The sequence below is a fragment of the Citrobacter sp. CK191 genome (assembly GCF_030333435.1).
Classification (GTDB): domain Bacteria; phylum Pseudomonadota; class Gammaproteobacteria; order Enterobacterales; family Enterobacteriaceae; genus Citrobacter_B; species Citrobacter_B koseri.
This window is the reverse complement of record NZ_JAOWFX010000033.1, coordinates 67,569-79,950: the sequence shown is the minus strand read 5'-3', so window position 1 is coordinate 79,950 and position 12,382 is coordinate 67,569. Positions and strand designations below refer to the sequence as shown.

Sequence of the window (12,382 nt, the reverse complement as noted above, 5' to 3'; positions counted from 1 at the left end):
AGGTGACGACATGTTATCAATATTTAAAACAGGGCCATCGGCGAATAAAGTTCCTGCTGAGAAAATTCAGGCAACTTATGGTCGATACCGTATGCAGGCGCTGCTTAGCGTATTTCTGGGCTATCTGGCGTACTATATTGTGCGCAATAACTTCACATTATCCACGCCTTACCTGAAAGAACAGTTAGACCTGAGCGCCACGCAGATCGGTTTGCTCAGTAGCTGTATGCTCATTGCGTACGGAATCAGCAAAGGCGTCATGAGCAGCCTCGCAGATAAAGCCAGCCCGAAAGTCTTTATGGCCTGCGGCCTGGTGCTGTGCGCTATCGTAAACGTCGGATTGGGGTTCAGTACCGCATTCTGGATCTTCGCTGCGCTGGTTGTCCTGAACGGCCTGTTTCAGGGGATGGGCGTCGGCCCCTCTTTTATCACTATCGCTAACTGGTTCCCGCGTCGGGAGCGTGGACGTGTGGGGGCGTTCTGGAACATTTCGCATAACGTTGGCGGCGGGATTGTCGCCCCGATCGTAGGTGCCGCGTTTGCAATCCTCGGCAGTGAACACTGGCAGAGCGCCAGCTACATTGTTCCGGCCTGCGTGGCGGTGGTTTTCGCCCTGATTGTACTGCTGCTTGGTAAAGGCTCGCCGCGTGAGGAGGGCCTGCCTGCGCTGGAAGAGATGATGCCGGAAGAGAAAGTGGTGCTGAAGACCAGACACGCCGTAAAAGCGCCGGAGAACATGAGCGCATTCCAGATCTTCTGCACGTACGTGCTGCGTAACAAAAACGCCTGGTATGTCTCCCTTGTGGACGTGTTCGTCTATATGGTGCGCTTCGGCATGATCAGCTGGTTGCCTATCTACCTGCTGACGGTGAAACATTTTTCCAAGGAACAGATGAGCGTCGCCTTCCTGTTTTTTGAATGGGCGGCCATTCCTTCTACCCTGCTGGCCGGCTGGCTCTCCGACAAACTGTTCAAAGGGCGTCGGATGCCGTTAGCCATGATCTGTATGGCGCTGATCTTCGTCTGCCTGATCGGTTACTGGAAAAGTGAATCTCTGCTGATGGTGACGGTTTTCGCGGCGATTGTTGGCTGCCTGATTTACGTCCCGCAGTTTCTGGCCTCCGTCCAGACGATGGAAATTGTTCCCAGCTTTGCCGTAGGTTCAGCCGTTGGCTTACGCGGATTTATGAGCTACATCTTTGGCGCCTCGTTAGGCACCAGCCTGTTTGGCGTGATGGTGGATAAAATGGGCTGGCACGGCGGTTTCTATCTGCTGATGGGCGGGATCGTCTGCTGCATTCTGTTCTGCTATCTCTCTCATCGCGGCGCGCTGGAACTTGAGCAACAGCGTAAGAACACTCAGCAGGAAGACGCCTCTTTAACACTGGCCGACGCACAATAATCACCTACACCAGGGAAAAGAAAACCCCGGATAGCTTTTGTTATCCGGGGTTCGGCATGATCTGAAAGAAGCGGGATACGATATTCTTTGATACAAAAACAAAGGGGCTACCTTTCGGTAACCCCTTGTTTAATCTGGCGGAAGCGCAGAGATTCGAACTCTGGAACCCTTTCGGGTCGCCGGTTTTCAAGACCGGTGCCTTCAACCGCTCGGCCACACTTCCGGAATGAGGCGCACTATAAACATCCCAATGCGCCGTGTAAAGCCCGAATGTGTTCGTTTGCCTGAAAAACAGGCAAAAAGCTGTTAATAGCCTGAAATAACAACAAATTGACCATTTATTCAGCATAAAAAAGAGGCCCGGCGGCAAATGTTCCGTTGCGCCTCTTTTGTTATGCGCTCATCATCAACCTTTACTGCCGCCTCTTCTCCCCCGTCACGTTTTATGTCGGGTGGGTTTCGCGACAACGCCTGAAATAACATGCTTAACCTGTTAGAGATCAAATGCGTAAAGATGGGTAAAACCGCTGTGTGATTATCAGCGGTTTTATTATCCTCTTTCGCTAACTACATCTGTCATAAGAGAGTGACTCATGGATCGTATTATTACTTCTTCACGCGACCGCACATCGCTACTCAGCACCCATAAAGTGCTGCGCAATACCTATTTCCTGCTGAGCCTGACGCTGGCGTTCTCTGCGATCACCGCCACCGCCAGTACGGTACTGATGCTGCCGTCTCCGGGTCTCATTCTGACGCTGGTAGGCATGTACGGTCTGATGTTCCTGACCTATAAAACGGCGAATAAACCCACCGGTATCCTGTCGGCGTTCGCCTTTACCGGCTTCCTGGGCTACATTCTTGGCCCGATTCTCAACGCCTACCTCTCAGCGGGTATGGGCGATGTTATCGGCATGGCGCTGGGCGGTACGGCACTGGTCTTCTTCTGCTGCTCCGCTTATGTCCTGACAACGCGTAAAGACATGTCCTTCCTGGGCGGTATGCTGATGGCGGGTATCGTTGTGGTGTTGATTGGCATGGTTGCGAATATCTTCCTGCAACTGCCTGCGCTGCATCTGGCCATCAGCGCGGTGTTTATCCTGATCTCTTCCGGGGCAATCCTGTTCGAGACCAGCAACATCATCCGTGGCGGTGAGACGAACTACATTCGCGCAACGGTCAGCCTGTATGTCTCGCTGTACAATATCTTCGTCAGCCTGCTGAGCATTCTGGGCTTCGCCAGCCGCGATTAAGATATAAGAACGCATTAACCAGGCCCCGCTTATGCGGGGCTTTGTTTTTTGGTAAACTGGCGCCAGTTTGACTAACGCTGTGAAGAATTTATGTTGATCTTTGAAGGCAAAGAAATCAGTACGGATAGCGAAGGCTATTTAAAAGAGACTGCGGAATGGAGCGAACCTCTGGCAGTCGCGATTGCTGAAAAGGAAGGTATTACCCTCTCTCCTGAACACTGGGAAGTGGTGCGTTTTGTACGTGATTTCTACCTGGAGTTTAATACGTCTCCGGCCATCCGCATGCTGGTGAAAGCAATGGCAAATAAGTTTGGCGAAGAAAAAGGCAACAGCCGTTACCTGTATCGCCTGTTTCCGAAAGGCCCGGCAAAGCAGGCAACGAAGATTGCTGGCCTGCCTAAACCGGTAAAATGTATTTAATAGCGGATACGGAAACCTGTTAACTCCTCGCCAGGACGATGTGGCTCACTCAGAACCCTGTCTACCCTGGCGCTACGCGGCCCGCCATCCTTCAGCCACTTCATCAGTTTGTCCACCTGTTCACTTTCGCCACAGGCCACCACCTCCACGCTTCCATCATCCAGATTGCGCGCATAGCCCGTCAGCCCCAGGCGCTGCGCTTCATGCTGCGTGGTATAGCGAAAACCAACGCCCTGAACCCGACCGTGTACCCAGGCGATTATGCAAACTTTCGACATTGTTGTGCTCCTTATCATCGCGGGGCGCGTTGCAAATCCTCGCAAAACTCAGGACAATGGCGCCCATTTCTTTGATTCGACAGAATAGCAAATTATGAGTGTACGTTTAGTGTTAGCCAAAGGGCGCGAAAAATCTTTACTTCGTCGCCATCCGTGGGTCTTTTCCGGTGCCGTAGCCCGAATGGAAGGTAAAGCCAGCCTCGGTGAAACCATCGATATTGTTGACCATCAGGGTAAATGGTTAGCGCGCGGCGCCTATTCTCCCGCCTCGCAAATTCGTGCACGCGTCTGGACATTCGATCAGGCGGAATCCATCGACATTGCGTTCTTCACTCGTCGTCTGCACCAGGCGCAACAGTGGCGCGACTGGCTGGCGAAAAAAGACGGGCTGGACAGCTACCGTCTGATAGCCGGTGAATCCGATGGCTTGCCGGGCATCACTATCGACCGCTTCGGTAACTTCCTGGTTCTGCAACTATTGAGCGCAGGTGCGGAATATCAACGCGCCGCGCTGATCAGCGCGTTGCAAACACAGTATCCCGAATGTGCGATCTACGACCGCAGCGACGTCGCCGTGCGTAAAAAAGAGGGGATGGAACTCACCCAGGGGCCCGTCACCGGCGAACTGCCGCCTGCCCTGCTGCCCATCGAAGAGCATGGCATGAAGCTGCTGGTGGATATTCAGGGGGGTCATAAGACAGGCTATTACCTCGATCAGCGTGACAGCCGCCTGGCGACGCGTCGCTATGTGGAAAACCAGCGCGTACTGAACTGCTTCTCCTATACCGGCGGTTTTGCCGTGTCGGCGCTGATGGGCGGTTGCCGTCAGGTGGTGAGCGTCGACACATCACAGGAAGCGCTGGATATCGCGAAGCAAAACGTTGAGCTGAACAAACTGGATCTGAGCAAAGCCGAGTTTGTGCGTGACGATGTGTTCAAACTGCTGCGCACCTATCGCGATCGTGGAGAGAAATTCGACGTCATCGTGATGGACCCACCGAAGTTCGTCGAAAATAAAAGCCAGCTGATGGGGGCCTGTCGCGGCTATAAAGATATCAACATGCTGGCTATCCAGTTGTTGAATCCGGGCGGCGTGCTGTTGACGTTCTCCTGTTCCGGCCTGATGACCACAGATTTATTTCAGAAAATCATTGCAGATGCCGCAATAGATGCCGGTCGTGATGTACAATTTATAGAGCAGTTCCGTCAGGCTGCCGATCATCCGGTGATCGCTACCTACCCGGAAGGGCTGTATCTGAAAGGGTTTGCCTGTCGCGTCATGTAACTTGAAAAGTGGAATGTTACCCTCATATTGAGAGTATCTATTTCCCGGGAGGTGACTATGATTGCCAGCAAATTCGGTATCGGCCAGCAGGTCCGCCATTCCCTGTTAGGTTACCTCGGAGTGGTCGTGGATATCGACCCGGAATATTCGCTTGATGAACCGTCACCTGATGAGCTGGCGGTTAACGACGAACTTCGCGCCGCTCCCTGGTATCATGTGGTGATGGAAGATGATGAAGGCCAGCCTGTACATACCTATCTGGCTGAAGCCCAGTTAAGCAGTGAAACGCAAGATGAGCATCCCGAGCAACCCTCGATGGATGAACTGGCGCGCACTATTCGCAAACAGCTGCAAGCGCCGCGTCTGCGCAACTGATTCAACGTAAAATGCCCGATAGCGCGACGCTTATCGGGCTTACACGCTATGTCTGAGCCCTTATTTCGCCAGCCCTAAACGCGGAATCTCTATTGCCGGACAGCGATCCATCACGACTTTCAATCCCGCATTTCGCGCCAGCACGGCGGCCTGCTCATTAATTACGCCCAGTTGCATCCATAAGGTCCTCGCGCCAATGGCGATAGCTTCCTGCGCGACGCCCCATGCGGCTTCTGAATTACGGAAGACATCAACCATATCGACCCTTTCCGGTATGTCCGTCAGCTTCGCATAGCCTTTCTGCCCCAACAACGTGGTTCCGGCCACCTTCGGCGAGACAGGAATAACGTGGTAGCCCTGGTCGAGTAAATATTTCATCACACGGTAACTTGGGCGCTCGGGCTTATCACTTGCCCCCACCAGCGCGATGGTACGCGTGGACGTCAAAATGCCAGCGATATCGGTCTCTTTCATCATCTTTCTCCAGGCTGTTTTGCAAAGTGTACGACAAACCTGACATTGCAACCATTCATCCCATACGGACGTATGAGAGCAAAAGCTAAAAATATGTCTATATGTTAGTAAACATGATTAGCGAAAAATTTTGATACATTATTAACCGGGCGGTTTTTGGACAGGAGAACCCTATGAAAACCGGCATTATAACCATGTTATTCGTTCTGTATTTGCCGGTAACCGCCTTTGCCACGACCCTTCGTCTTTCAAATGACATTGACCTTTTAGTGTTAGACGGCAAAAAAGTCTCCAGTTCATTGCTGCGCGGCGCGGACAGCATCGAACTGGACAATGGCCCGCATCAGCTTGTGTTTCGCGTTGAGAAGACCATTCGCCTGTCCAGCCACGAGGAACGACTCTACATTTCTCCCCCGCTGGTGATCAGCTTTAACACGCAACTCATCAGCCAGGTCAATTTTCATCTTCCGCATCTGGAAACCGAACGAGAAGCCGCGCATTTTTCCACCACGCCGCGTCTGGAACTGCTGGACGGCGACGCAATGCCGATTCCGGTCAAACTGGATATTCTGGCAATCACCTCGACCGCCAAAATCATTGATTACGAAACCGAAACCGAGCGCTACAACAAAGCCGATAAACGCGCCTCCTTGCCGCAGTTCGCCACGATGATGGCCGATGACAGCACGCTGCTTTCCGGGATCTCTGAGCTGGACGCCGTTCCGCCGCAGTCTCAGGCACTCACGGAGCAGCGACTCAAATACTGGTTCAAACAAGCCGATCCGCAAACGCGTAATAACTTCCTGCAATGGGCGGAAAAACAACCGCCCTCCTGACATTTTATGTCGACGCTGGCGAGTATGACGAGTCGGCGCGCATTTTTTTCGTCTTTCTCTTGCAGCGTCAAGCGCTTCCAGTACTCTGTAGCAAGGTTAACTACGGAATTGAACTATGGAACTGACGACTCGCACCTTGCCTGCGCGCAAACACATTGCTCTGGTGGCGCACGACCACTGCAAACAGATGTTAATGAGCTGGGTGGAACGCCACCAGCCGCTGCTGGAAAAGCACGAGCTTTATGCCACAGGCACAACCGGAAACTTAATTCAACGCGCCACGGGTATGAACGTTAACGCAATGCTGAGCGGCCCGATGGGCGGCGATCAGCAGGTCGGCGCCCTGATCTCTGAAGGGAAGATTGATGTGCTGATTTTCTTCTGGGACCCGCTCAATGCCGTTCCGCACGATCCAGATGTGAAGGCGCTCCTGCGTCTGGCTACGGTGTGGAACATTCCGGTCGCCACCAACGCGTCTACGGCTGACTTTATTGTCCAGTCTCCCCATTTTAACGATGCCGTGGATATCCTGATCCCGGATTATCAACGTTACCTGGCTGAACGCCTGAAATAACGCTCCCACAGGCGGCACAAGCCGCCTGCTCTTAAGGCTTCCTCGCCACCGGCACATCCAGATGCTTAAGATCGTCCACAAAGCGCGACGGATTCTCTTTGTTAAATAACAACCAGACCCGATGCCGGGCGCGCGTCAGCGCCACATACAGCAGTCGCCGCTCTTCCGCATCCGGGAAATCCTCCACCTGCGGCAGTAATGCTTCTTCCATAATCGACTCGCGCGCAGGCGCCGGGAAACCATCACTGCCTTCCTGTAACCCGACAATAATCACATAGTCAGCCTGCTGGCCCTTACTGGCATGGATGGTCATAAAATCCAGTCGCAGCTTAGGCCAGCGGGTCGCCGCTTTTTCAAAACTGGCTGGCTTCAGATGATGGTAGCGCGCCAGCACCAGAATGCGCTCATCCTCTTTCGCATATCCTGAAAGCTTATCCAGCAAGGCATCCAGCTGGTTTTCATCCAGTAACGTTACCGCTTTCTTATCGCCCGCCGTCAGACTGTTAAGCGGCTTTTTGAGCTGATGCGGATTTTGTTGGATAAAACGATTGGCGATTTCGCCAATGCGCCCGTTAAAACGGTAGGTTGTATCGAGGTCACAGCGATCGCCCTCGCCAAAAGTGTGATGAAACGCGGTCGTTAAAGAGAGCTGCGCCCCGCTGAAACGGTAAATCGCCTGCCAGTCATCGCCAACGGCAAACAGCGTGGTATGCGAATTTTGTTTGCGCAGCGCCGCCAGCAATGCCGCACGCTGCGGGGAGATATCCTGAAATTCGTCCACCAGAATATGTTTCCAGGGACTGATAAAACGCCCCTTTTCCAGGATAACGATCGCCTGGTGGATAAGCCCGGAGAAATCGACGGCGTTTTCCTCTTTCAGCGCGCCTTTCCACGCTTTCAGCAACGGCGCCATCAATTTGATGCGCTTACTGAACAGATCGCGAATCTCCTCAGGCGCACTGGCGATCATCTCAGCCTGAGCGCCGCCATGCATTCGCATCAGGCTCACCCAACGGTCCAGCCGGGAGGCCAGACGGCGCTGTAGCTTTTCATCATCCCAGAAATTGCCCTCAGGCAGCGGCCATTGCATTTCCTCTTCCAGCCACTGCCGCCACCCTTTCGCCTGCGCTTTTTTCTCGCTGCACTGCTGACGCCAGGTTTTGATAAACAGTTTATGTCGCGCGGCAGCGTCATTTTCCAGTTTGCTGATGGTCGGGACTTTCTTACTCCCCTGCTGAATGATATGCAGCGCCAGGGCGTGGAACGTACGGGCGGCGATCGCGTCCGTATGCAATCTTTCACGAATGCGTTCGTCCATCTCTTCTGCGGCCTTGCGGCCAAAGGCCAGCAGCAGAATTTGCTCAGCCGCCGCTTCTCCCCTGGCTAACAGCCAGCCTGCGCGCGCGACCAGCACAGACGTCTTACCGCTCCCGGCTCCCGCAAGCACCAGCAAAGAATGTTCACCATTGACCACTGCTCTGGCCTGCGCCGGATTCAGCGGCGAGGACTCAATGTTCTGAAAGAAGTCGGCATATTCCGTCAGCATCACCTCGGTATAGGCCTGATTATGCTGCTGGCGGCATCCCTCGATATCGTTCAACCATGCCAGACAGCTACGCCAGGCATCGCGGCAGTTCTCAAACTCCTCCAGGCGATTAACCGGCAGCGGTAACGCAGCAAAAGCGCGGCGAATGTGTTGCTGTAATCCTGACGTTTGCTCGCGCGTTAACCACCGTTTTTCTCCGGTTCGCTCGGCAATAAGATCCCGTTGTTCCTGTAAAACCCGGGCCGCCACCTCGCTCATCTCCTGGCTCCAGCGCTGCCAGTGCGCATCCAGGTAGTGATGAAAACGCTGCGTCTCTGCCCATTCAGTACCGTGCAGACGCACCACTTTGTCATCCGGGAGGACAAACTCAAGCTCCCCCCACACCAGTCCCCGTTTACAATGAATAGCCAGTAACTGATTGAATGGAATAAGATACTCGTGGCGATCGCCCGAGACTTTAATACCGGCATTGAGAATAACGGCCCGATCGTACGGGTGTTGCGCCAGACGTTTTCCAAGAGAAGTTGCTTTCAGTTCCATGACTCAGCGAATCCAGACGAAGAGTATTTCTTGTCAGTGTAACCGCCAGAGAAAACGTGCTCCAGCCCAAAAAAACGTTACAATTGCCTGCAATCACAGAAAACCAGAGTTAGCCGAGGGTTTATGCGTACTGTTCTGAATATTTTAAATTTTGTATTGGGTGGTTTTGCCACCACTCTGGCCTGGCTGCTGGCCACACTCGTCAGCATCGTGCTCATTTTCACATTACCGTTAACCCGCTCATGCTGGGAGATTACAAAACTTTCGCTGCTTCCCTACGGCAATGAGGCCGTTCATGTCGACGAGCTGAACCCGGCAGGGAAAAGCACGCTGTTGAATACCGGCGGTACGGTACTCAATGTTTTCTGGCTGATCGTCTTTGGCTGGTGGCTCTGCCTGATGCACATCGCCTCCGGCATTGCGCAATGCATTACGATCATCGGCATTCCCGTCGGCATCGCGAATTTTAAAATCGCCGCCATTGCGCTCTGGCCGGTAGGACGCCGCGTGGTTTCCGTAGAGACAGCTCGCGCGGCGCGTGAAGCCAGTGCGCGTCGCCGCTTTGAGTAATCAGGACTGATGGCCTTTATGTTAAGTCCCTTGCTCAAACGCTATACCTGGAACAGCACCTGGCTGTATTACGTTCGCATTTTTATCGCGCTGTGCGGCACAACGGCCCTGCCCTGGTGGCTGGGCGATGTCAAACTCACCATACCGTTAACGCTCGGTATGGTCGCCGCCGCCCTGACCGATCTGGATGACCGTCTCACCGGGCGTCTGCGCAATTTAATCATCACATTAATCTGTTTTTTTATCGCCTCCGCTTCCGTGGAACTGCTCTTTCCCTGGCCGTGGCTGTTCGCAATTGGATTAACGCTCTCTACCAGCGGATTCATTCTGCTCGGCGGTTTAGGGCAGCGTTACGCCACCATTGCTTTCGGGGCGCTGCTTATCGCTATTTACACGATGCTGGGCACCTCGCTTTACGACCAGTGGTATCAACAGCCCATTCTGCTCCTTGCTGGCGCCGTATGGTACAACCTGCTGACGCTGACCGGGCATCTGCTCTTCCCGATTCGCCCCTTACAGGATAATCTGGCGCGCAGCTACGAACAGCTGGCACGCTACCTGGAGTTGAAGTCGCGCTTGTTTGACCCGGATATCGAGGATGAAAGCCAGGCGCCGCTGTATGATTTAGCGCTGGCCAACGGACAACTGATGGCGACGCTGAATCAGACGAAAGTCTCTCTTCTTACCCGCTTACGCGGCGACCGGGGGCAACGGGGAACCCGTCGCACGCTGCACTACTATTTTGTCGCGCAGGATATTCACGAGCGTGCAAGCTCATCGCATATTCAGTATCAGACGTTGCGCGATCATTTCCGCCACAGCGACGTGATGTTCCGTTTCCAGCGCCTGATGTCGATGCAGGGGCAAGCCTGTATGCAGCTCTCACGCTGTATATTACTGCGTACGCCTTATCAGCATGATCCACACTTTGAACGCGCGTTTACCCATATTGATGCGGCGCTCGAACGTATGCGCGCCGCTGGAGCATCCGCTGACTTACTCAAAACACTGGGCTTTTTGTTGTCCAATCTGCGGGCGATTGATGCGCAACTGGCGACGATTGAATCCGAGCAGGCGCAGGCAATGCCGCGTAGCGAATCAGAAAACCTGCTTGCCGACGACAGCCCTCATGGATTCAGCGATATCTGGCTACGTCTGAGCCGTAACTTCACTCCCGATTCAGCGCTATTTCGCCACGCGGTGCGTATGTCGCTGGTGCTCTGCGTCGGTTACGCGCTGATCCAGATTACCGGCATGACTCACGGTTACTGGATCCTGCTCACCAGCCTGTTCGTCTGCCAGCCGAACTATAACGCCACACGGCACCGGCTGGCGCTGAGGGTCATCGGGACGCTGGTCGGCGTCGCCATTGGTATACCAATCTTGTGGTTTGTCCCCTCGCTTGAAGGCCAGTTGATACTGCTGGTCATCACCGGCGTCCTGTTTTTTGCTTTTCGAAACGTACAGTATGCCCATGCGACGATGTTCATCACCCTGCTGGTGCTACTCTGTTTTAACCTGCTGGGTGAAGGCTTCGAAGTTGCCTTGCCGCGCGTGATCGATACGCTGATCGGCTGTGCGATCGCGTGGGCCGCCGTCAGCTTTATATGGCCCGACTGGCGCTTTCGTAACCTGCCGTGCGTCCTGCAACGGGCCACGGATGCGAACTGCCGCTACCTGGACGCGATCCTTGAGCAGTATCATCAGGGGCGGGATAACCGGCTGGCCTACCGCATTGCCCGCCGTGACGCCCACAACCGTGATGCCGAGCTGGCCTCGGTGGTGTCGAATATGTCCAGCGAACCCGACGTCACTGCCGAAACTCGTGAGGCGGCGTTCCGGTTACTCTGCCTCAATCATACCTTTACCAGCTATATCTCTGCTCTGGGCGCGCATCGCGAACAGCTCACCAACCCGGATGTCCTGGCGCTGCTGGATGATGCAGTGTGTTATGTCGATGATGCGCTTCACCATCAACCCGCCGATGAACAGCGCGTTCACCAGGAGCTGGCAAGCCTGAAAGAGCGGATTCAGCACCTGGAGCCAAAACCAGACAGTAAAGAACCCCTGGTGGTGCAACAAGTCGGCCTGCTCATTGCATTACTGCCTGAGATCGGTCGTTTACAGCGGCAAATCACGCCGTCGTCTTCTGGTGCTCCGGCGTAAGCGACTGCGCCCACTCAGCAAGCTCCTGGCGGCGTACTGCCGGGAGCGCCGCTTCATGTACGCCAGCAATCGCCCCTTCTAACGCATAGAGAATTTTCACCGTCAGCAGCTTATTGCTCTCTCTTAACCGCAGCCAACACATTTTTGCGCCGAGTATCCGCAGTGTGTTTTCATCATTAATTCCGGCCTCATGCAGAAGGTTCTCCAGATGAAACGTTACGTTTGGCAGATTCTTCAATCGACGTTGTGAAAAACGGGTACGTTTTTCTTTTATGGCTGCATCCAGCGAATACTGCGATAAAAGCACCAGCTGTTGTTGATCGCGCCATAAGCTTTCATCCACCCGGTAATAATTCAACATAACGGGACGGCCACGTTTCATAAATGTTAACCAGACGGGGGAATGCTTCACGCAGTACGCGACGCTTTGCTCACAGGCGCGCAGGTATAGCTCTCCCTCAGCCACCATCGCAAACACCGTATCCTCGATTGTCAGGCTGTAGCTACCAAACAGCAAACGATAGTGAACCGTGCCCAGAGAGGCTAAATATTCTTGTGATTTATAGATCTTGTCATAGGAACGTAATTTCATAAAATCCCTTTTAAATCATAAAGTAAAAGAATGATTTGCAGTAACAGATCCGTTAATGACGAAAATAGGCA

General features: G+C 53.7%; 13 protein-coding genes and 1 tRNA gene. 9 read left to right on the top strand and 5 right to left on the bottom strand.

Going from position 1 to position 12,382, the window contains the following annotated elements:
* Window positions 1-10 precede the first annotated feature (10 nt).
* Complete coding sequence (gene pgtP / locus OGV82_RS17635; protein ID WP_024130464.1) at window positions 11-1,402, top strand: phosphoglycerate transporter PgtP; 1,392 nt, start codon at window positions 11-13, stop codon at window positions 1,400-1,402.
* A 135-nt stretch (window positions 1,403-1,537) separates the two neighbouring features.
* Here pgtP and OGV82_RS17630 read toward each other — a convergent pair.
* Window positions 1,538-1,625: transfer RNA gene (locus OGV82_RS17630), tRNA-Ser, on the bottom strand.
* 370 nt (window positions 1,626-1,995) lie between these two features.
* On the opposite strand from OGV82_RS17630, the gene yccA reads away from it, so the two are divergent.
* Both yccA and tusE read left to right on the top strand, forming a co-directional pair.
* On the top strand, window positions 1,996-2,655 hold the full coding sequence (gene yccA / locus OGV82_RS17625; RefSeq protein WP_012132952.1) for an FtsH protease modulator YccA: 660 nt from the start codon (window positions 1,996-1,998) through the stop codon (window positions 2,653-2,655).
* A gap of 90 nt (window positions 2,656-2,745) precedes the next feature.
* Window positions 2,746-3,075, top strand: coding sequence for a sulfurtransferase TusE (gene tusE, locus OGV82_RS17620; RefSeq protein WP_012132953.1), 330 nt, complete (start codon window positions 2,746-2,748; stop codon window positions 3,073-3,075).
* On the opposite strand, the gene yccX is transcribed toward tusE, so the two are convergent.
* Complete coding sequence (gene yccX, locus OGV82_RS17615) at window positions 3,072-3,353, bottom strand: acylphosphatase (protein WP_012132954.1); 282 nt, start codon at window positions 3,351-3,353, stop codon at window positions 3,072-3,074. The two genes, tusE and yccX, sit on opposite strands and share 4 nt — an antisense overlap.
* 94 nt (window positions 3,354-3,447) lie before the next feature.
* Between yccX and rlmI the strand changes: the two genes are divergently transcribed.
* Both rlmI and hspQ read left to right on the top strand, forming a co-directional pair.
* The gene (gene rlmI / locus OGV82_RS17610; RefSeq protein WP_049008455.1) at window positions 3,448-4,638 is read left to right on the top strand and encodes a 23S rRNA (cytosine(1962)-C(5))-methyltransferase RlmI; all 1,191 of its coding nucleotides are present in this window, start codon (window positions 3,448-3,450) and stop codon (window positions 4,636-4,638) included.
* Window positions 4,639-4,695: 57 nt separating this feature from the next.
* A complete protein-coding gene (gene hspQ, locus OGV82_RS17605; RefSeq protein WP_012132956.1) occupies window positions 4,696-5,013 on the top strand; it encodes a heat shock protein HspQ in 318 nt (105 codons plus the stop codon).
* Between the two features lie 60 nt (window positions 5,014-5,073).
* On the opposite strand, the gene OGV82_RS17600 is transcribed toward hspQ, so the two are convergent.
* Window positions 5,074-5,487: a CoA-binding protein gene (locus tag OGV82_RS17600; RefSeq protein WP_049008447.1), complete on the bottom strand. Its 414-nt coding sequence runs from the start codon at window positions 5,485-5,487 to the stop codon at window positions 5,074-5,076.
* 173 nt (window positions 5,488-5,660) lie between these two features.
* Between OGV82_RS17600 and OGV82_RS17595 the strand changes: the two genes are divergently transcribed.
* Both OGV82_RS17595 and mgsA read left to right on the top strand, forming a co-directional pair.
* Entirely contained in the window at window positions 5,661-6,323 is a 663-nt protein-coding gene (locus OGV82_RS17595) for a DUF2057 family protein (RefSeq protein WP_012132958.1), read from the top strand.
* Between the two features lie 115 nt (window positions 6,324-6,438).
* Window positions 6,439-6,897, top strand: a complete 459-nt coding sequence (gene mgsA, locus OGV82_RS17590; RefSeq protein WP_012132960.1) for a methylglyoxal synthase — start codon at window positions 6,439-6,441, stop codon at window positions 6,895-6,897.
* 31 nt (window positions 6,898-6,928) lie between these two features.
* Here mgsA and helD read toward each other — a convergent pair whose 3' ends face one another.
* A complete protein-coding gene (gene helD, locus OGV82_RS17585) occupies window positions 6,929-8,983 on the bottom strand; it encodes a DNA helicase IV (protein WP_101744358.1) in 2,055 nt (684 codons plus the stop codon).
* Window positions 8,984-9,106: 123 nt separating this feature from the next.
* Here helD and OGV82_RS17580 point away from each other — a divergent pair, with 123 nt between their 5' ends.
* On the top strand, window positions 9,107-9,553 hold the full coding sequence (locus OGV82_RS17580; protein ID WP_012132963.1) for a YccF domain-containing protein: 447 nt from the start codon (window positions 9,107-9,109) through the stop codon (window positions 9,551-9,553).
* A gap of 18 nt (window positions 9,554-9,571) precedes the next feature.
* Window positions 9,572-11,719, top strand: a complete 2,148-nt coding sequence (gene yccS, locus OGV82_RS17575; RefSeq protein WP_047463712.1) for a YccS family putative transporter — start codon at window positions 9,572-9,574, stop codon at window positions 11,717-11,719.
* On the opposite strand, the gene OGV82_RS17570 is transcribed toward yccS, so the two are convergent.
* Window positions 11,688-12,311, bottom strand: a complete 624-nt coding sequence (locus OGV82_RS17570) for a TfoX/Sxy family DNA transformation protein (protein ID WP_047457713.1) — start codon at window positions 12,309-12,311, stop codon at window positions 11,688-11,690. The genes yccS and OGV82_RS17570 overlap by 32 nt on opposite strands.
* Window positions 12,312-12,382: the final 71 nt, after the last annotated feature.

Excerpts from the sequence above, each read along its gene's own strand:
- hspQ (WP_012132956.1), top strand. The coding sequence starts at position 4,696 with ATGATTGCCAGCAAATTCGGTATCGGCCAGCAGGTCCGCCATTCCCTG.
- tusE (WP_012132953.1), top strand. The coding sequence starts at position 2,746 with ATGTTGATCTTTGAAGGCAAAGAAATCAGTACGGATAGCGAAGGCTAT.
- pgtP (WP_024130464.1), top strand. The coding sequence starts at position 11 with ATGTTATCAATATTTAAAACAGGGCCATCGGCGAATAAAGTTCCTGCT.
- yccS (WP_047463712.1), top strand. The coding sequence starts at position 9,572 with ATGTTAAGTCCCTTGCTCAAACGCTATACCTGGAACAGCACCTGGCTG.
- rlmI (WP_049008455.1), top strand. The coding sequence starts at position 3,448 with ATGAGTGTACGTTTAGTGTTAGCCAAAGGGCGCGAAAAATCTTTACTT.
- OGV82_RS17600 (WP_049008447.1), bottom strand. The coding sequence starts at position 5,487 with ATGAAAGAGACCGATATCGCTGGCATTTTGACGTCCACGCGTACCATC.
- OGV82_RS17570 (WP_047457713.1), bottom strand. The coding sequence starts at position 12,311 with ATGAAATTACGTTCCTATGACAAGATCTATAAATCACAAGAATATTTA.
- helD (WP_101744358.1), bottom strand. The coding sequence starts at position 8,983 with ATGGAACTGAAAGCAACTTCTCTTGGAAAACGTCTGGCGCAACACCCG.
- OGV82_RS17580 (WP_012132963.1), top strand. The coding sequence starts at position 9,107 with ATGCGTACTGTTCTGAATATTTTAAATTTTGTATTGGGTGGTTTTGCC.
- yccA (WP_012132952.1), top strand. The coding sequence starts at position 1,996 with ATGGATCGTATTATTACTTCTTCACGCGACCGCACATCGCTACTCAGC.
- yccX (WP_012132954.1), bottom strand. The coding sequence starts at position 3,353 with ATGTCGAAAGTTTGCATAATCGCCTGGGTACACGGTCGGGTTCAGGGC.
- mgsA (WP_012132960.1), top strand. The coding sequence starts at position 6,439 with ATGGAACTGACGACTCGCACCTTGCCTGCGCGCAAACACATTGCTCTG.
- OGV82_RS17595 (WP_012132958.1), top strand. The coding sequence starts at position 5,661 with ATGAAAACCGGCATTATAACCATGTTATTCGTTCTGTATTTGCCGGTA.